Genomic DNA, 19,807 nt, shown 5'->3' on the forward strand with positions numbered 1-19,807 from the left:
GAGAATAGGGGGGCAGGGCGAAGTTCACTGATTTATGCTAGTGAGCACTAGTACAAATCTCACTGTGGTAAATACAAACTCGATTACGACCTTCATTTTTAGCTTGATACAACATCTGATCGCCATGTTTAAGTACTTCATCGAAGTCTTCTTGTAACGACTCTGGCGGTACTAGGCCAAAACTTGCAGTCACTGGGATAGATTGCCCGCCAAACTCAATTGGCAACTTCGCTATCTCAGCGCGTATGCGTTCGGTCAGATTAATGGCCCCAACCTCGGAGACTCCAACCAGTAACGCACAAAATTCTTCCCCTCCTATGCGACCGATTATATCTTCACATCGGGTATGCTGCTGTAATACTGCAGCCACAGAGATTAAAACCTGGTCGCCTGCTGGATGCCCATAAGTATCATTGATCTGCTTGAATGTATCCAAGTCTATCATTAGCAGCGCATAGGGACGTTTATATCGCAGCCATTCTGCATGCCTTTTCTCTGCTTGATCCATAAAGCTACGACGGTTAGGGATACCGGTCATTACATCTGTTGTGGCTAAATGCTCAGCACGGGCCAGCGCAACCTCTAACTCTTTAGTTCGTACTTGTACACGATCTTCCAATTCTTGATTAAGGGTTTCCAATGCACTACGAGTTTGCTGTAATTCCAAAAAATAGGTTCGTGCCTGTACAAGACGTTGAAAGATTGATTCACCTAAAGCAGTCAGCTCATCACGCTGTTCACGTCTTGGTGGCGCTCGCCGCCAGCCTACGGGGTTATCGGGATCAATCCGCTCAACCCAATTGGCATAATTACGAATAGGTCGTGCCAGTGTTATATAGAATAGCGCTAGCAGGGCAGCAGCTAAAATCAGCGTTTTTACCAGCTCACCAACAGCAATATACTGAATTCGCTTAAAAAAGACTTGTCGTGCTGGTAAGGGGTCAATATTCAATTTTAAATGTCCGACAAGATCATTTTTGTGAAAGAGTGGTATAACTTCTACTCTTGTTGGGCCAAATAAAAATGATAGAGTATCTAACCAGCATTCTGATACAGCAGGTCTGCTGTGTTGACTTAGCACAGTACCTGTAAAGGTTTCAATAGTGGCTTCCACGATCAAGGGCTGACTTACCAGTCCCTCGGATACTACGTCAGCCAAGTCTGTGCTCAGTGTCCACAGTGATTCTGCCGCTACTGCGGATGAAGATGTTATCACCCTCTGTAACTGCTGTTCGATCCGACGTTGTTCACTTTGATATTCGAAAAATAATAATATCAGCGCCATCAAAAAACCAACCAGCAAAGCTATGCCGACGGTCATGTAAGCCTGGCGAACGGCCAATCCTCGACCAAAATCTATTGTAGATTTAGTACTCATTTTCGTATTGGCTCTTGCTGAGACTGAAGTAGCTTGGTTAATGTAAACGGATAGCGAGTTAATTTGGTTGAATGGGTTAAAGAAAAGTTTTTGAAAGGAATACGAGACCACTGCTGATTGCCAAAATGTGCTAGGTAGTCAGACGCATTGGCTTGGTTAATGGCTGTCATGGGGAAGTGAACCTCTGCAGAAATGGCATTAAAATCGTGCCCCTGTACATAATCATAAAGCATCACCATAGCCCAAGCGCCCGCAAGAAAGTGGCCGCCGTGGGTTAACGTCATTTCGCCATTCATGACATGCTTAATGGCGTCTTGAGACCAGTTTAGTCCTGAAACCTGTACATCAATACCGGGTTTCAAGCCTGCTTCACGAATGGCTTTGATAGCGCCCAAACCAATGTCATCATTAGCCGCCCAAACAGCCCCTAATGGTTGTCCGCTTTGCAACCACAAGCGCGTTCGTTTATACGCTTCATCACCTGACCAGTTAACTGAAATACGACGCTGTTCTTTCAACACCGGGAAGTCATTTAAGGCGCGATCTAAACCCTTAAGTCTTGCCAGTGAAGCCGGCGTATTATTGTCACCAGCCAGAGTTAGCAAGGCGATTGATGGCGGATTATTTTCCTGTCTCGTATTATGGGTTAAAGACTCTGCCATTTCGTATCCGGCGTTTTCATTGTCAGGCGTGAGGCTACCCAGCCAGTTTTTCAGCTGCTCGCGAGGTGCGCCGTAGATGTCGCGTTGCTGTTGAGTCAAACTATTCAACAGCATTAAGGTCGGAATACTAGCCTTATCCGCTAATGCCAGCAAGCGCGCCCCTTGCTGATATTCGTTAACCAGTATTAAGAAATCAGGCTTGTCAGCTCGCGCGATGACGCTCTCTGCATTGCGAACCATCTTTGCCCATTGGCGATCGGCGTACAGAACTTCTAACTCAAAACCCAATTGTTCGGCAGCAGAGCTCATCGTACCAGTTACGGCGTGCCAAAAACCTTGATCAGCATGCCCAGGGCTAATGAAGACCACCTTATGTGACGCGGCATTAACTGTTGGTACAAACATTAGGAGTAGAAAAAAAAGTTGGCGCCTGAACATGCTCAGGGCTGGGGATACAATTAATAACACTACATAAGCTTCCTGCATTAACGTAATATGCTAAATAATTCGATATTACCTAGTATAATTGCAGTATTTACCTTTTATTAAATTGGTATTCTGCACTCTTAATTAGGCATGTTCGCTGATAGTACCGATAAAATAATTATGATAGATATAAATATTAATCGCATACTAACAATATCTAATATCATGTCAATATAGTATCTGTCACGTACGGCTAGTCCAAGCGTTTAAAATACCACTATTATTAATCTAACGACGTGGCATGAGCGTCATCTTAACCACTTTGCAAGCGCAGATAGCTAAGGAGTAAGCGTGTCATTAACCATCGAGTATCTTAATCATCAGATCACCGATGGTCATGGGCAGCGACAATTGCTGTCTGATCTAAGCTTAACTGTGGGGCAAGGTGAATGCATTGGTTTGATGGGGGACAGTGGCAGCGGTAAAACCACGTTACTTAACCTCATCGCCGGACTAGAGCCGATACAGCAAGGCCAGATCATCCTCGCAGGGGTGGCGCTGGCACAAGCGAGTGAGCAGCAGCTGAGTGAGCTGAGAAAAAAACAGTTGGGGATAATTTTTCAACAATATAATTTATTATCGAGTTTGTCGGTTCAAGATAATATCGCTTTTAGCGCTCGTTTGGCTGATCGCTACGATGCATCTCTGTGCACTGCACTGGCGCGACAGCTAGATATTCAAGCCTTATTAAATCAATATCCTTTGACTCTTTCTGGTGGCGAAATGCAACGCGTGGCGATTGCCAGGGCAATGAGTGCCCAACCTAAATTACTGCTTGCTGATGAGCCGACCGGTAATCTGGATGATAACAATAGTATTTGTGTGGTGGAGTTGTTGGTCAAGTTAGCTAAATCTCACGGTACCGCACTTGTGCTGGTTACGCATAGCCACAATGTTGCGGCGAAAATGGATAAGATCTATCAATTAGCAGATGGTCAGCTAACCTTAGTTAACAAATAACAAATAACAAAAACAGAAATAGAGCTTATCGAGTTGGTTAGTCTACCCAAGGGTGATAGAGACGATGACGGATAGTAATACTATTAGTTTCATCCGCAGATTAGATCGGCAAGAATTGTGGCTGGTATTACGAACCCAGATTGCAGAATATAATCACCATCGTTTGTTACATTTGGGCTTTATTTTCAGTTTAGCCATAGCGACCAGTACCTTGTTATGCATTCTGGTCTTAAATCATGCCAGTAAGCTGCAGTATCACCAAGCTAACGCTCAGTTAACCAGTCCTATCGGTTTTTATATTGTCGCCGAGCAAGGTGGACGAGTGACTAAAAGTGACTTTGCTAACTTGCGCAGGCAGGGTTTTACGCAAATCACCCCGGTATTAACGTTCCGAAAACATCTGGCTAATGGCAAACGACTGAAGTTTGTTGCGATTGATATGCTCGCGCTAAGTATTGCTAACCCCGCGCAATATAATCACCAAGCAGTGTTACTGACTAAAGCACATCTGGCGTCACTGGCGATAGATGTCGATATAGATCCAGGTGTTAAATCTGAATTATCCTTGGCTGACAATACCGTTATTCCGATTGTTTTAACCACAAGCGAACAATGGGGCAGAGTTGCATTAGTTGATATTGCACTCGCTTGGCAGTTATTTCCCCAGCAGATTGATTTTAGCGCGTTAATGGTTGCGCCATTATCAGAACAACACAAGCAAGATTTAGAGTCTGCATTACCCACACATTTGTCTCTCAACGAGCCGTGGTCATATCAAGAGCGTAGTGGGTTTGCTGATGCGCTGCACCTTAACTTGATGGCATTAGCTGTATTAGGATTTATTGTCAGTATGTTCATTGCGTTTCAGGCGGGAGAGCAGGCTTGGCATAAACGTGCAGAATTAGCGATGCAGTTACGTTTGCTGGGGGTTGCGTTAAACACGATCAAACTAGCGATGCTGCTTGAAGCTTTATTTCTGGTGCTGGTTGCCAGTATTGTCGGGGTATTGATTGCAGTTGCTTTGGTTACTGTGTTGTTACCCTTGCTGGGTCTTACGTTTAGCCAGCTTTATTCACTGAATATGAGTGGTCACTTTACTTGGCAGTGGCGATACGCGTTATGGGCGCTGCTTATTTCATCTGTTGCAGTATTACTGGCATTAATCAAGCAATTCAAACGCATCAGTACTGCCCATGTCACGTTATCAGCAAGCGAAGTAACCGTGCGGTTTCCTCGACGGGCAACCTTGGCTGTCGCGGTTAGCTTATTGCTGCTATTTAGCTGGTGGCCAGAGCATAGTTGGTATCAAATAATGCTTAAATACGGCATGTTATTGATCGCCAGTGTGGCGCTGTTACCGCATTTTTTACAAGGATTATTATGTCTAAGTGGGATTTGTTTTAAGTTTTTGGGGTTACATTATTTTCAGTTAAATGCTTTCCGGATGGATTACATTGTTAAAGATGCCAGCAACCAGATTGGACGGCGTTATTTACCCTTGGCTGCTTTCTATCTGGCGTTAACGACAAGTATTGCCGCAGCCTTAATGGTACACAGCTTTGAGGGGTCGTTTGTGCGTTTTCTCGACCAGCAATTAAGTGCCGATCTGTTGATCCGCTATCATCCGGGTCAAAAACAATCGGTGGAAACTTGGTTGCAGAATAATCGTGATATCGATGAATACATTCTCCATCAACACACTTGGGCAAAGAGTGCGGATGATTCGGTTAAAGTGTCCAGTTATCAGTCCTCACGGCAGATTGACTCACTATTATTAAAGTCGTCGTCAATCAAAGCCACACCGGGATGTTTTATTAATGAACAACTCGCGCTCAAACGACAATTGGTTGTTGATCAAGTCATTAACCTTCGCCAGGGTGAACAGCAATACAGCTGCTATATTCAGGGTATCTATTATGAATACGGCTATCCAGGATTTTCGTTGACGTTAGATACCCAGCAAGCAAATTCGTTATTTTCTGGTTGGGTTTATAGTGGCTTCGGCGTGTATTTTAACCCGGGTTCCGTTATTGATAAGCATGTTGTGAGCAGGGCTCTGGGGTTGGCCGATGATCAAATATATGAACCAGCACAAGTAAAAAAAATAGCGCTGGAAGTCTTTGCCCAGACCTTTGTACTTACTCGGTTGATCGCGGTTATATTACTGGTGATTGCTTGTTTTGGTTTGTTCTTATCGGCTAATGGTTTAGAGCTGGCGCGTAAAGCCGATTTGTACATTTTGAGTAGTTTGGGTTATAGCAAGCGCGAGCTGTTTGTTCATATGCTGATGCAATGGTGCTTACTTACGGTTGGCTGTGTGTTGTTAAGTTGGCCTATCGCAACGATACTGGCTAATGCACTGGTGAGTCAGGCACTACCGGCTTCTTTTGGTTGGTCAATGCCATTGATGTTTAATGTGGGTTCCTTTGCCATTAGCAGCATATTCGGACTATTATTTTTGCTGCCAGCGCTCAGTATCCCGCTGTTCAAATTGAACTTAAGGAGCGACAGATGAAATCACGTAAATTTTTAAAATTGTTTGTGTTTTTAGTCTTAGTCGTATTGTTATTATTGTCTTGTGAGCAGCAAGTTGAAATGTCTTCTGAGTCGAATCGAAATCTGCTTAAAGTTGAAGATAATGGACAGCAGTATACGCAAGCATCACCAGAAAACAGACTTAGTTTTCCTCGAGCACATTCGCCACATAAAGACTATCATCATGAATGGTGGTACTTAACGGCTAATCTAAAGACTGACACCGGAATACGTTTTGCTACGCAGTGGACGTTATTCCGAACTGCAGTTAATCAAGCGCAATGGTACTTTGCTCATGGTGCATTAGCAGATACTAAGGTACATCTTGCGGCTTTTCGTCAGGGTCGGGAAGAATTTGCCAATGTGACTATTACTGAACAACCTTTTAGCGCAGCCATTGATGATTGGTTATGGCAGTCGTTTGCGGCATTATTACCTGCACAGCTTAATTATGGTTCTGCGCGCACTGATAATGAAGCGTGGCAGGTTAAATTATCGCTAGTGACTGCGAGTCCATTTTTTCTGCAAGGCGAGCAGGGTTATAGTAAAAAACATCAAGATGACGCGATCGCTAGCCATTATTATTCTCAGCCCTTTATTGATGTAAAAGGTGAAATATTATGGCAAGGACAATGGCTAAATGTGACGGGTTCAGCTTGGTTTGACCGAGAATGGGGTTCGGCAATACTCGCGCAAGATCAACAAGGCTGGGACTGGTTCTCACTGCGTTTGTCAGCGGATGAAGCGCTAATGATTTACCGTATTCGTTCTTCTGAGCAGGATTTTGTCTATGGCAGTTTGATGCACAGGAATGGCGATATTGATATTCTTGATGCGGACAATATTAAGTTGGTAAGTCATATTAACGATACGCTAGATTATCCCTATGCGTTTGACTTACAAGTGGATAAATCAAGTATTGGTTTAAATGTCGACCTACAAGTTGCGGTAGTTAATCAGCAGCAGATCATGCGTTTTGGTATTGAGTATTTTGAGGGTATGGTAAGTTTTACAGGTTCTCATGACGGAGAAGGATTTGTGGAAATGACGGGTTATGTAAACTAATGAACAATGAAGCCCATTGCAGCCCACTGTCGAAAATCTAGTCGCAATGGGCTGGTGGCACCGCGGGTAATTAGCTTTGTAATATCTGCAGTGGCAGGGACAGTAACTCATCGCCCATACCGGCAAAGTACCAAATCACGCCAATAAGCGCGCCGACTGTTGCCACATACCAGATAGCGGAAAACAGCTGCCCGTATTTGTCGAGGGGTAATAGATGGCTTTGGTGACGGCCACGCCATTCAAATACGATCTCGACGCTACCAATTAACAGCATGAAGCCAAGCAGGGCCAAGCCTAAGCTATAGCTGATGAATATCCCGGCCACGGCCCCTGCGATACAAGCAACTAGGCCTACGACGCTGTTCATCGAAAAGCTAATGCTTTTGAGGATGTGGCCACCATCGAGCGGTAAAATCGGTAACAGGTTAAATAGATTCAGCAAGGCGTTAAAGCTGGCCAGTCCGGCAAAGAATATTTCTCCTGTTAGCCAGTAGGCGACCAGAGACAACAGCGACATGAGCAAGCCAAAGGTGGGACCCATAATCGAGATCACCACATCTTGCCAGCGGGTATTAATCTTATCATCGCCTAATGCCAAACCGCCCATAAACGGGATCAGGTAAATGCCTTTGGTTTTCATACCAAAGTATTTCATGGCTTTAACATGGCCGTATTCATGAAACACCAGACAAGCAATTAAAGCGAGGGCAAACTCCCATGAAAATAGCCATGAATAAGCCGCCAGACTGGCACCGACCAGTACTACCTTGATAACCTTGGCACTCTTCAATAACTTTAACGCCAGCGAGCCTAAGCCAATTAAGCTAAATTTTTTCTTTACGGTAACCGGATGTTGTGGGGTTTGCCGTTCAATATCTTTGGTGTCGCGCTGACCTTGGTTAATTAGCTGTTCATTAACATACAAGGCATAGTCTATTTTAAAGGGTTGCCAGAGCAGTTCGGTGGTGAGCTTGATGAGGATGCTGGCTGGTGTCTGCGCATCACCGCTGTGCTGGCTGAGTTCAAATTCATGGGTTTTACTGCCCTCATTGTCACTCGAGGCGTTGATCACCGACACTAGTTTGTCGTCCCAAAATACTTGTTGCCAGCCCGCTAGCGAGCCTTCTAGGCGCAGCGATTTGCCAAGGCAGTCAATGTTTAATAATTCCAAGTTAAGCCTTTATATTTATGCGGCCGTGATGCCGATTCATAGAGTAATAGAGTAATAGAGTTTAAGTTACTGTCATCACAGTGTGTTTGCCGATGGCAGAGTATAGCAAAAAGTAGCGCAAAGAGAAAAACGCGATAACAGTACCTGTTCAATGGATTTACTCGACGCTATTTACTCGACGTTATTGGTACGTGAGGAATATTTTTCTCATCGGGTTGCTGGCCTTTTGGTCATGTCTTTTGCAATGGTTGTAGGATTAGATTGCAGGCTTAGGTTGGAGGTTGTGAACTTATCTGATGAAAGGTCAAAGTAAGCAGAAATGCGGCGTACCGCACGAGAATAATCATCAATAGTCGCTGGCCGTTTACCTTACCCTCATAAATTGGTAAAGTGTTGTTCATAAAGAGTATTAAAGCGTTAAGCATCGCAAGGATAAATCTGAAGATGATGAGACAAATTTTACTGGTAGCAGGCTCACTGTTGTTGGCTGCAAACTCGAGCGCTGCAATAAATGAAAAAGAATATGCTAAATGCGCTATCGTTGAAGGGGATCAGGCTAGACTTGAGTGCTTTGATAATTTGGCCGTCGCTAAAAAACTTAATGTTCGTCAAGTTAAACCAGCATCGTTCGTGGGTAAAGGAAAGTGGTATGTATCCGTAGATGGTAATTCTAAGGCTGTTACATTGACTTTGAATGCTGATTCTGGAAAAAACCGATGGGGTAAACCGGTTTACCTGGTTGCAAGGTGTAAAAATAATACAACAGATCTCTATATTGGCTGGAACGACTATCTTGGTCGCGAAGCCTCGGTTCTGACTCAAGTCGGTACTAATAAGGCAATTACTCAAAGCTGGAGTCTGTCTACTGACAAAAATACCACATATCACAACGAGCCAATTGCTTTCATAAAAGAGCTGCTTGATTCACCGAAGTTAGTGACTCAAGTAACGTTGTACAATGAACGCTCAGTTACAGCGATTTTCAATACCGCTGGTTTAGAAAATATCATCAAGCCGCTTAGAGAAAGCTGTGGCTGGTAGTTTTTAACAATACCAATACCAATACCAATAAAAATAGGTGTCGCGCAGCCGACATCTATTCGGGTATTGAAAAGGCTCGAAGCCATCTTTATAGAGTAAATAATGAATTCAGTTTGGCGAGTTACACTTAACCATTCAGTTGGAAGTCTGCTACGGTTAATAACTAAAATTTATTACGTATAGATGTTGAGCTATCGTGAAAGCAAAGTAAGTAACCTCTTTAATACGATATCCATTTCACCTTCCGTATATCCACAAAAACCGAGAATGAATCCATTGTAATCAAGATTACGCATTGTAGATTCTGATAGGGGCTCTAACGCAATGCCCACCTCTTTTGCACGCAGTGCTACTTCAGTATCTTTCAACGTGTTATTAAGATGAAAAATTAGCTGCATACCGGCAGGGTGATCCTGTACATGACCGAAGTGACTAAATTTTTTAGAGAGCTCGTTTACTAGAAATTTTCGACGTTCATTATAAATTTTTCTAACTCGTCTCAAGTGTCGATAAAATTCGCCTGAATCGATGAATTCCGAAAGAGGTTGCTGTGGCATTAACCCGGCCTTCAAACCATAATCATTCATAGTTCTACGGATGAGGGCCACTAGTGAGTTAGGGGCGATGATGTAACCTAATCTCAAAGTGTTAGAGAAAATCTTAGAAAAACTACCGACGTATATTGTACGATTTAATTTGTCAAAACCCGCCATAGCAGGAATAGGGCGACCAGAATATCGAAACTCACTGTCGTAATCATCTTCTATGATCCAAGCGTGGTTGGTATTGGCCCAATGGATGTAGTCCAATCTACGTTGTGGCGACATAGCCCCACCGAGTGGATATTGATGTGAAGGAGTGAGTACAACAACACGCGGTTTGGTTTTTTTTTCAGGTAATACAGCACCATTTTTATCAATATCCAAATAGACAGGAATTAAACCCTGGCTTGTCACAAAACGTGATATTGGTTTATACCCAGGATCTTCATTCCAACCGTTTGACCTACCTTTGTTAACATACGAAACAAATATTCAGTGCGTCTGTCGCCCCGTCGTAATATAACTGTTGTGGAGAGCCTTGAGGCACGCCACTCATTAACATGATTAGCGATCGTTTTTCGAAGTGCAAAATTACCAAAGATATCAGCGCCTGTTAACATTGATTCAGGGTTAGTTCTACATACTCGCGCGACACTTTTTGCCCAATGTCGGTAAGGAAATAAACGCATGTCCGGCTGGCTTGGGGTAAGTGGCATCAGTGTAGGTACGCATTCTGTAGCTTGAATACTATCATTGCTGGTATGGGGTAGTTCAACTGCTCCAATTGAGCAAATTGTGTAACCTGCACCTACTTTTCCTTCCAAATAACCTTCGGCTACAAGCTGCTCGTATGCAGTTACAACTGTTGAACGGGATACAGTTAAGTCTTCAGCCAGCACACGAGTTGCTGGTAATACAATGCCTTTTTTTAAAGTACCTGAATGTGCAAGCTTTCTTACTACCTCGCAGAGTTGTTCAAATATAGGGGTATCTCTAGATCTGTCGATGATGAAATAAGAACTTAGATTTTTAGTCACATTGGTATGCTCATTTTTGACATTATTGGCTCTTTTAAGTAGACCAATAGTATAGCAAAATAATCATACGAAAATGAAGAGTTATACAGTATCAGGTATCTTAAAATTTATGATAATTGGAATGTATTACACATAGGTGGCTGATTATGAATGAAACATTTAAAAGTTTTACAATTTTAAAAAAGCACAAGGAAAGTACGTTAGTTACGTCATTTCACTTGACTCCTACGGATGGTAGTTCGCTCTGGGATGCGGAGCCAGGACAGTATTTGACGCTACGGATCCCTACAGGTACTGGTTTTGTTTTAAGATCTTATTCAATTTCAGGAGACGTCGAAAATCTTCAGAGTTATCGGATCAGCGTAAAACGAGAAACCGCAAATGTTGACTGGGAAGGTGCTTTAGATGGCATAGGTTCATGCTGGCTTCACGATCTAGCAAAAATAGGAGATGAAATAGATATTTCAGCTCCTCGAGGACAGTTCGTACTAGATAATAACAGCGTTCGACCAATTGTGCTTCTTTCAGCTGGCGTTGGCCTAACGCCTCTGGTTTCAATGCTCCACAGTTTGAAAAAACGTGAAAATGATGTCTGGTTTATTCACGTATGTGACAACAGCGATGTTCATGCTTTTAAGAGCGAAGTTAACAATATTGCAGTTGAGTCTCTCGGCCGTATTCGTACACATCTGATATATAGACACCCAACTCATCAAGACGAAGAGTTAGGTTTATTTGATAGTCAAGATGTTATAGACCGTCAGTTAATTCAAAGTTTGTTGCCACTGGATGATTATGACCTCTATCTTTGCGGCACTGAATCATTTATGAGCGCAATGTTTCAGTTGTTTAGAAGCATTGGTTTACCAACTGAGAGAATTTTTTATGAATTCTTCGGCAAAGCCAAAACTTTTAAAACTATCGCTTCTGAATCTAAGCCGGATTTGCCTGTTTTGACAAATGAACAAGAAGGCTTCGAAGTCGTCTTTGCTAATTCAGGTAGTAATGTTAGATGGGTTAATGATTCAAATTCACTATTAGATTTGGCTGAGCAATCGGGACTAACACCTGAATATAGTTGTCGCGATGGGATTTGTGGTAGTTGTACCTGTGATCTTATTGAAGGTTTTGTTGAATATAACGAAGAGCCTTTAAATCCAGTGCCTGAAGGACAAATATTGCTCTGTTGCTCATCACCAAAGAGCAGAGTTGTTCTGGGAATATAGAAATACAAAATTAAACAGTGTTATTTAGAGGAATAAATTATGTTACAACCACCAGTTTTTCGTGAAGATCGAATTGAAATCATGCATGACATGATGCATAAAAATCCCTTTGCAAGTCTGATTTCAATGCAAGAGGGTGACATAGTCGCTGATCACATTCCTTTGGTAATTCATCCTGAATTATCTGCAAAAGGAAACCTACGGGGTCACATTACACTTGGCAACCCCATTGTAAAAAATCTTGATCATACAACTGAAGTACTTGTTATGTTTCGAGGCCCACACCATTACATCACACCGTCATGGTATCCATCAAAAAAAGAGCATGACAAAGTTGTTCCTACTTGGAACTACATTATGGTTCATGCTCGAGGGAAAGTTAAGCTACACAAAAATGCTGATTGGATTCTTGCGCATTTAACAGAACTAACACGCCGCAATGAAAAGGGGCGTGATGAACCGTGGGAGGTTTCGGATGCACCGAGTGATTTTATTAAGCGTCAATTACGCGCTATTGTCGGCATCGAGATTGAAATTTCAAGTTTGCAAGGTATCTGGAAAACAAGCCAAAACAAGACGTTGGAAGATAATAAAGGTGTTTGTGAAGGGCTGAAGAAGGAGTCGTCAACAGAGGCCAGCGTAATGGTAACTTGTGTTGAAAAAACGAGAAACTAACAGAGTTGGTTACATTGCATATTAATGTAATCTGATGAAGCATGAGTTTTTTGAAAAAAAATGACGTTGCTGAAACGAATATTTTAAAAAGCACACGCTTATATTCAAGTGTGTGCTTTTTGCGTAATTTATCCATAGTTTCTATAATGAGAACCATATACTTTACAGCCTAAACTCTAAGCCAATTTTGTCCAGCAGCGGCTTAGTTCAGTCACATGTTGCTCATGACAGTTCGCGATACATTTACTCATGTCCAATAGGCCGTATATCGATGATTTTATATCAATATCAAAAAAGCCCCGTAGTAGGGAGGCAATTTTGAGGAGGTGGCACAAACTCCATTTAGAGCGTCGTTGCCAATAACGGTAAGGGTTCAACTCCGAATCAAAGAAACTACAGCCATCAAGAATACGCTATGAATACTGAATACTGACTAGTGACCGATAATTTGCTCTTGATTTAGAGGCATTTTAATATTTGAATGCTGTTTTAAGTGCAGCATTATCACCCCCGCGATCAGCAATACTATCCCGATAATAATAAAACCCAAGGCCGTGAGTTGTAAGTAACTTAACAGCGCAATAACGACGTAACTCAAACTTTGCGCTAGGGTAGAAAACAGTTTTAATCCACCTTCAACGCGTCCTCTTTCTTCCATCGCTATGACATGATGCATCTTATTGGTTCTCGCAATACGATTATATGAATTGAAAAAGCCAAGGACAATAGTAAGTAATATAATCAAAGTAGGGGACAGGTAAGAGCCCATCACAAGAAGTAAGATCGCCATCACTAGAATTGAAACTATCATGGCATTGTCATGATCATAACGCCTTAACAGGTGAGCAATTAACAATCCACTGAGTAACGCCCCTAGACCATAACTCATTTTCCATGTCGCAAACCAACTACCACTAATGCCTTGTTCAGCGAAATAGATAGGGACAAGTTTTACCAGAAAGGTCAATACTGGATAAGACAAGCAAGATAATGCCAAAAATGTATAGAATCGTTTTTGTTTAGAAAATATGCTTTTGCTTGCTACAAGCTGTTTAAAGAATGCCTCTTTTAAGGATGGACGGAACTGGCGCTGGTAAGGGGTCGCGATATAACATAAGCCAGACAGGAATGAAGCGAATACAGCTAAAAAGGAAAATTCAAGCATTGACCAGTGTTCAAGTAAAATGATCCCTAATGCGCCGGCACCAAGTGTGGTGACTTGCATCACAACTTCTTGATAACTGGATATTTTTGCGTATTCATCCTGACGATAGTTTTCTTGCGTGAAAGCATTATTACAACTCCAGGCTAAATCATTACTTAACCAAAAGATTAACTGCGCAAAAGCCAAAAGCCAGTGAGACTGAATACCGTTGTAATAAGTAATGAACACCATCAATGCGGTAGCTGCTTGTATTAACTGCATGAATATCAGAATCTTTTTTCTAGAATAGCGATCTATCGAAGTGGCAAAAAAGGGTGTGAAAACAAATGATACAGAGGTACAAACTAATGCCGTAATCGCCACGAACATACCCATACCTTCTTCTGAAAGCATGATCCACGGTAACGCCATCATAAACATCCCAGACGAAATACCATCAAAAAATCGCGCGAATAGATAGGGGACCGTTCTATTTCTCATATTATGCTCCATGCTTTTCATTATTATTTATTATAAATATTTTATTTAGTGCTAGTCTAATACCTCAAGTTATGTTGAGGTAAAGCGATATTTTCATAGGCTTATATAAAATAACAGGGAGAGTTAGATGGAAATGAGTGTTGGGCAAGTAGCCAAAAGGGCAGTTGTTAAAGTATCAACCTTGCATTTTTATGAGCAGAAAGGGCTTATTCAAAGTTGGCGTAACACGGGTAATCAGCGCCGTTATGATCGCAGTGTGTTAAGGCGAATTGCAGTAATTAAAATGGCGCAAAAATTGGGTATGTCTTTGCAAGAAATTACACTTGCACTGTCGCATTTACCCAAAGATAACGCCCCCACTGAAGAAGAGTGGAGAGTGATGGCTAATGTGTGGAAGTTACAGTTGGACGAACGTATTAACCGTTTACAAACCTTAAGAGATGAGCTTGATGAATGCATAGGTTGTGGATGCTTATCTATCAATAAGTGCAGACTTAGAAACCCACAAGACATATTAGCTCAGACAGGGAAAGGCGCGGTGTTATGGGAAAGTAGCGATTTAACCCAATAGCGTATTCGAATGATAGGAAAATGATACATAACTGTTGTGGGATAAAATGTATCAGGAATTCTGATCGTCGTTGTTTGCAACACTAGTGGCGTTAAATTACATTCAATCGCTGTACGCGATTGAGACAAAAGCCGAACCAGTCTTGTATCAATTTCATGAATGGCTAAGCAAAAGTGCAACAACAGTCACCCCACCACCTGCTTTTTATTTCAAGCTTTCATCGAACTTCAATATTGCTGACGTTTGAAAAAAATACATACCAATACAATAGATAGCAAACATTTTCAAAATGTAACCTTTGAATATTCTCGAGCATTAGAGTATGTGTCAATACAGGAAAAAATATCATTATAAGACTCTAATTTAGTGTAACCCAATATATCATTAACTCGTTCTTTATCTTGTTACAGAGTTAAAATTCAGTCATATCAGCCATTATTCCTTCTCCTCCCTTTTATTTTTAAATATCCCATGTTCGGACTGATAATACCCAAATTGATAATTTATATTTTTGATACATGATATCGCCTGTGAATATATATTAAGTGACTAATAATCAATCAGTTTAAGGCATGTTTATGATTGCAGAATTATGTATTTAAGTGATGAAAATATTTAAAATGTGAGGTATGCACGAATTACTTCTATTACTTTTGGGTTACATCTCAAGTTTGGTTTATTTATTTTGCAATAAATTTCATTAGTAATAACTTAACGAAACCTTTACAAACAATTTACAAATCAAGAGTGGTTAAATGAAAATAGTCTTTTGTTTGGCGATGTCGCTTATTAGTCATTTAGTGTTTGCCTCTGTTCCTGCGGATGAAAGTGAAAGGTTACTCGGTGCCTTGATAGCCAGAGGCGTCATTTGCGAAGGCCTTAATCGCGATCAACAACAAAAGGCTTTAGCAATATATTTACAGCGTAAACAGCGTCATAACAGCATGAATAAACCGAGTAATCTAAAGCATTCGGTGTATCCCGACCACGATGTTCCTAACGTTAATACTGCTAACGACTTACATGCAGAAATGCCTAATTCGGAGCCTGCAAATTCGAATGAAAAAAATACCTGCATTCTACCGCCCGAATAATCCCGGTTGAGAATACTCATAAGGAATCAATCAACATGTTTGCTGATCCTCATTAACAGGTTCTGCGGAGTGTGGTGATATTAAAATGGAAAATAATAACAAGGAAATATAATGAAAAAACTCAAACATACATTGGTTGCGACAGCGATAATCAGTTTACTTGGTGTCAATGCTGTGCATGCGAAAACCCCAGTAGACTTGGGGGTGGTTAATGAAGATAAGTTGGCCGAAATGCTGGTTCGCAGGGGATTACTTGATGATTCAGCGTCATTACAGGAAAGGTCAGATGCAGTAAAAAGCTATTTAGCTCATAAGATAAAACATGGATTTAGTGGTGATGCTCAATTTGGGAAGCAAGCTAAATTTCATCAAAGTCGCATTATTAATGTTATCGAAAAACAGCAGGGTTTTAAAAAATCGAGTGTCTTTACGCTGGAAATCACGAATAAGCGCACCGATAAAGTATTGGCAATTTTGGTCGATTTCCCCGACCTACCATGGGATGATAATCGGCTGACTGAAAAGCATACGTCGATGCTTTACCCTAGTTATTCACCTACGCATTATCAGGATCTATTATTCTCAGATACTGGTTATACCGGACCGAAAGGCAATAATTTGATCTCTATGCGTCAATATTACGAGCAAGAGTCAGGAGATAGTTACAGTGTTTCGGGTCAAGCTACAGGTTGGTATACAGCGGAGAATAATGCAGCTTATTACGGAGGCAACTCTGCGACAACCGACAATGACAAAAATGCTCAAGCGTTAGTGCGCGAGGCGTTGGCACAGCTCGCTAAAGATCCGAGTGTGAATTTGGCCGACTATGATATCGAAGATCGTTATGACTTTGACGGTGACGGTAACTTCCGTGAACCAGATGGCGTTATCGATCATCTCATGGTCTTTCATGCCTCTGTTGGGGAAGAAGCGGGTGGTGGTGTACTGGGTCCTGATGCGATTTGGTCACACCGCTTTAATCTTGGTCAGCCATATGTACTTGAAGGTACGACAAGTTCTGTGCCAGAACAATTTAATGGTAACTATGCAGCGTTTGATTATACGATCCAACCAATAGACGCCGCAGCAGGGGTTTGTGCACATGAATATGGTCACGATTTAGGCCTGCCTGATGAGTATGATACTCAGTATAGCGGCGCTGGCGAACCTGTTTCTTATTGGTCAATCATGTCTTCTGGTAGTTGGGCTGGGAAAATTGGTGGAACCCAACCGACAGCATTCAGCTCATGGGCTAAAACGTTCTTGCAAACTGCAATCGGTGGCCGCTGGATCAATGATGAGCGATTGTCTATTGAAGAGCTAAAAGAAAAAGATTTATTCTTTACCTTGTTCCAAACTACAGATAACGATCGCCCTAATATGGTACGCATTGACTTACCGATGAAGAAAAGCGAAGGATTGAAACCGTTCGAAGGGACGGCTCAGTTCCATTCCGAACAGGGTGACGGCCTGAACAATTCGATGAGCAGAAGCTTAGATATACCAGTGGCAGATGTCGTTAAACTGGAATTTAAAGCTTGGTATCAAATAGAAAAGGATTATGACTTTGCCCGAGTGCTGATTAACGGTAAACCAATCACAGGTAATATTACGACTCTGGACGATCCGCTTAATACTGGTTTAGCACCAGCTATTGGTGGTGAATCTGATGGTTGGATCGATGCTGAATTCGATCTGTCGGCTTACGCGGGACAAACTGTTACGCTTGGTTTTGATTACATCACGGATGGTGGTCTGGCAATGAAAGGACTGTTCCTTGATAACATTGCTCTGGTTAGTGATGGTGAACGTACCCTGATTGATGATGCTGAATCAACGTCGACGTTTGTTCTTAATGGCTTTAAGACCAACACAGGTTTTTACGAGTCTAACCACTATTACTTACTACAGTGGCGTAGTCATAACGACGTTGATGAAGGCTTGAAAAATATTAAACGTATGGGTCAGTTAGTGACTTTCGAACCAGGATTGATTATTTGGTACGTTGATGATTCATTTAAGGATAACGCGGTAGGTAAACATCCTGGTCAGGGTTGGCTTGGTATTTTAGATGCTGATCAGAACGCGCTATTATGGACGGATACTGGTCTCCCTGCACAAACTCGTTTTCAAGTTCGTGATGCAGCTTTCTCGTTACATGATCAAACTGAGTTTAGTTTGACTGCTCGTGATGGTAATGTATTGGAAGATAGTAATCTTGAGGCCAATGGTCATTTTGCTGATAATCAAGATTACAGTTTGCCACAAGCTCCGGATTCAGGGCGTATCGTGACCGAATATGGTCTTGTTATTGATATACTGAAGCAGGCTGAAAACAACGAATACGGTGTTCTAAAAGTTTCTTATTCAGAGGCGCCAAATGTTGCACCTCAAGCTATATTTGACTTTGTTGTTGACGGACTAGAGGTTACTGCTACAAACAGAAGTACAGATAGTGATGGTCAGATTGCTAACTATCTATGGGATTTTGGCAACGGTCAGATCAGTGATGAAAATTCACCTGCGTGGACGTATACTGAAGGCGGCAGTTACACGGTAACCCTGACGGTAACTGATAATGATGGCGTAACAGCGACAGTATCTGAGACAATTGAGGTTGTTTCTCCAAATGTTGAACCTGAAGTTGATGCGAAATACATTCACTTAGGTCGTCTGGTGACATTATGGTCAACCAGTACTGACAGTGATGGCCGTATTGTTGATACCGAATGGCAATTACCGAATGGCAAGACTAAGCATGGTCGTCTTATTACGGCAATGTTTCCTTCATACGGTCATCATGTTGTGACATTGAAGATAATCGATAATGATGGTGCTGTTGTCAGCAAGGTTATTAACGTTAAAATATAAATGTCATAAAAGATGAGTTAAAACGCCCTTTGTGGGTAATGCCGTTCACTTAAGGTGAACGGCATTTTTTCTTTTCACTTTTCGATGGCTTGGTTCGACAATATTGTTGAGATATTTTACTGCGAATACTTCAATCATAGAAAGCATATATCCAGACAACCAAAGGCGAATGTTGATAGTGTCTAGCGCGGCGGCATTCGCACCACTCTTATCAATAACGACTTTACTTGGTAACACACTACTAAGGATCGCTTTATCAAAGAATGCCCGTGCGGCGGTTCATCACGTTTTATTTTTCTAAATCTGGCTTCAAGTTGTGATGCATGCTTTACCACCCAACGCTTTGATTTATATAGTCAACTTTGCGACTCAACCTTAGTAATTACCTTATGCGATGTGGCTAATAGTTATACACGAAATGGAATGCAGCAATTGCAGTAAACCTGAAGCCGTTAGGATTAAACCATACTCAATTTGTTATCCTTGCTGCTACTCTTTGGTGTGAAAAAGAACAAACCAGTCCTTCCCAAGCTAAAATATCGGCCTTAACAAGTATTGATAAAATGACGTTGTCTAAAGCCTTGAAAAGATTAGTTGAAAATAAATTGGTAATAAAAAGTAAAGCACTAAATGATTCACGAAGTTTTGTTTTAAAACTATCTGAAACAGGCAAAGACTTAACTCTGCAAGCAATTAGTGTTGTTGAAGAAATTGATGATAAGGTTTTCGGTTCATTAGGAACTGCAAAGAAAGAAAAGTTTCTGTCTTTGATTTTGGAATTTAATCGTTTCAACTAAAAGTCAGGCATCATATTTCATGTTTGTTGCGCAACCGGCGCATAGCTGCTG

At 41.7% G+C, this 19,807-nt stretch carries 16 protein-coding genes and 1 pseudogene; 10 read left to right on the plus strand and 7 right to left on the minus strand.

The genetic code is table 11. The annotated features are described in order from the left end of the window. Window positions 1-37 precede the first annotated feature (37 nt). Window positions 38-1,378 (minus strand): GGDEF domain-containing protein, encoded by a 1,341-nt coding sequence (locus tag PE36_RS23720; protein ID WP_006031537.1) that lies wholly within the window; start codon window positions 1,376-1,378, stop codon window positions 38-40. Then, window positions 1,375-2,445 (minus strand): ABC transporter substrate-binding protein, encoded by a 1,071-nt coding sequence (locus PE36_RS08250; protein WP_006031538.1) that lies wholly within the window; start codon window positions 2,443-2,445, stop codon window positions 1,375-1,377. The genes PE36_RS23720 and PE36_RS08250 overlap by 4 nt, the downstream gene beginning before the upstream one ends. Before the next feature lie 372 nt (window positions 2,446-2,817). On the opposite strand from PE36_RS08250, the gene PE36_RS08255 reads away from it, so the two are divergent. The 3 genes from PE36_RS08255 to PE36_RS08265 all read left to right on the plus strand — a co-directional run bounded on the left by PE36_RS08255 (window position 2,818) and on the right by PE36_RS08265 (window position 7,086). Next, window positions 2,818-3,486, plus strand: a complete 669-nt coding sequence (locus PE36_RS08255) for an ABC transporter ATP-binding protein (RefSeq protein ID WP_006031539.1) — start codon at window positions 2,818-2,820, stop codon at window positions 3,484-3,486. Window positions 3,487-3,550: 64 nt separating this feature from the next. Then, a complete protein-coding gene (locus tag PE36_RS08260; RefSeq protein WP_006031540.1) occupies window positions 3,551-6,001 on the plus strand; it encodes an ABC transporter permease in 2,451 nt (816 codons plus the stop codon). After that, window positions 5,998-7,086 carry a lipocalin-like domain-containing protein gene (locus tag PE36_RS08265; RefSeq protein WP_006031541.1) on the plus strand — a complete coding sequence of 363 codons (1,089 nt, stop codon included), beginning with the start codon at window positions 5,998-6,000 and terminating at the stop codon, window positions 7,084-7,086. Before PE36_RS08260 ends, PE36_RS08265 begins: the two co-directional genes overlap by 4 nt. 70 nt (window positions 7,087-7,156) lie before the next feature. On the opposite strand, the gene PE36_RS08270 is transcribed toward PE36_RS08265, so the two are convergent. Next, entirely contained in the window at window positions 7,157-8,257 is a 1,101-nt protein-coding gene (locus tag PE36_RS08270; protein WP_006031542.1) for a site-2 protease family protein, read from the minus strand. 444 nt (window positions 8,258-8,701) lie between these two features. Between PE36_RS08270 and PE36_RS08275 the strand changes: the two genes are divergently transcribed. Then, window positions 8,702-9,298 carry a type VI secretion system-associated protein TagO gene (locus tag PE36_RS08275; RefSeq protein WP_198138592.1) on the plus strand — a complete coding sequence of 199 codons (597 nt, stop codon included), beginning with the start codon at window positions 8,702-8,704 and terminating at the stop codon, window positions 9,296-9,298. A gap of 191 nt (window positions 9,299-9,489) precedes the next feature. Here the strand turns inward: PE36_RS08275 and PE36_RS24550 are convergent, their stop codons facing one another. Both PE36_RS24550 and PE36_RS24555 read right to left on the minus strand, forming a co-directional pair. Continuing rightward, window positions 9,490-10,224: a PLP-dependent aminotransferase family protein gene (locus PE36_RS24550; RefSeq protein ID WP_198138593.1), complete on the minus strand. Its 735-nt coding sequence runs from the start codon at window positions 10,222-10,224 to the stop codon at window positions 9,490-9,492. A gap of 26 nt (window positions 10,225-10,250) precedes the next feature. Beyond that, window positions 10,251-10,877, minus strand: a complete 627-nt coding sequence (locus PE36_RS24555) for a GntR family transcriptional regulator (protein WP_006031545.1) — start codon at window positions 10,875-10,877, stop codon at window positions 10,251-10,253. Window positions 10,878-11,023: 146 nt separating this feature from the next. Between PE36_RS24555 and PE36_RS08285 the strand changes: the two genes are divergently transcribed. Both PE36_RS08285 and PE36_RS08290 read left to right on the plus strand, forming a co-directional pair. After that, window positions 11,024-12,103, plus strand: a complete 1,080-nt coding sequence (locus tag PE36_RS08285) for a 2Fe-2S iron-sulfur cluster-binding protein (protein WP_006031546.1) — start codon at window positions 11,024-11,026, stop codon at window positions 12,101-12,103. Between the two features lie 39 nt (window positions 12,104-12,142). Continuing rightward, window positions 12,143-12,778 carry an FMN-binding negative transcriptional regulator gene (locus PE36_RS08290; RefSeq protein ID WP_006031547.1) on the plus strand — a complete coding sequence of 212 codons (636 nt, stop codon included), beginning with the start codon at window positions 12,143-12,145 and terminating at the stop codon, window positions 12,776-12,778. 433 nt (window positions 12,779-13,211) lie between these two features. On the opposite strand, the gene PE36_RS08295 is transcribed toward PE36_RS08290, so the two are convergent. Beyond that, window positions 13,212-14,423, minus strand: coding sequence for an MFS transporter (locus tag PE36_RS08295; RefSeq protein WP_083797991.1), 1,212 nt, complete (start codon window positions 14,421-14,423; stop codon window positions 13,212-13,214). Between the two features lie 127 nt (window positions 14,424-14,550). Here PE36_RS08295 and soxR point away from each other — a divergent pair, with 127 nt between their 5' ends. From soxR to PE36_RS08310, 3 genes are all read left to right on the plus strand, one after another. Further along, window positions 14,551-14,994: a redox-sensitive transcriptional activator SoxR gene (gene soxR, locus PE36_RS08300; RefSeq protein ID WP_006031549.1), complete on the plus strand. Its 444-nt coding sequence runs from the start codon at window positions 14,551-14,553 to the stop codon at window positions 14,992-14,994. A 755-nt stretch (window positions 14,995-15,749) separates the two neighbouring features. After that, on the plus strand, window positions 15,750-16,088 hold the full coding sequence (locus PE36_RS24560) for a hypothetical protein (protein WP_006031550.1): 339 nt from the start codon (window positions 15,750-15,752) through the stop codon (window positions 16,086-16,088). Window positions 16,089-16,199: 111 nt separating this feature from the next. Then, the gene (locus tag PE36_RS08310) at window positions 16,200-18,959 is read left to right on the plus strand and encodes an immune inhibitor A domain-containing protein (RefSeq protein WP_006031551.1); all 2,760 of its coding nucleotides are present in this window, start codon (window positions 16,200-16,202) and stop codon (window positions 18,957-18,959) included. Window positions 18,960-19,004: 45 nt separating this feature from the next. Here the strand turns inward: PE36_RS08310 and PE36_RS23975 are convergent. Beyond that, a pseudogene (locus PE36_RS23975) lies at window positions 19,005-19,235 on the minus strand (DDE-type integrase/transposase/recombinase); the annotation flags it as partial. Between the two features lie 167 nt (window positions 19,236-19,402). Here PE36_RS23975 and PE36_RS08315 point away from each other — a divergent pair. Continuing rightward, window positions 19,403-19,756: a MarR family winged helix-turn-helix transcriptional regulator gene (locus PE36_RS08315; RefSeq protein WP_255348862.1), complete on the plus strand. Its 354-nt coding sequence runs from the start codon at window positions 19,403-19,405 to the stop codon at window positions 19,754-19,756. Window positions 19,757-19,807: the final 51 nt, after the last annotated feature.

The sequence above is a fragment of the Moritella sp. PE36 genome, assembly GCF_000170855.1.
In the GTDB taxonomy this organism is placed as follows: Bacteria; Pseudomonadota; Gammaproteobacteria; order Enterobacterales; family Moritellaceae; genus Moritella.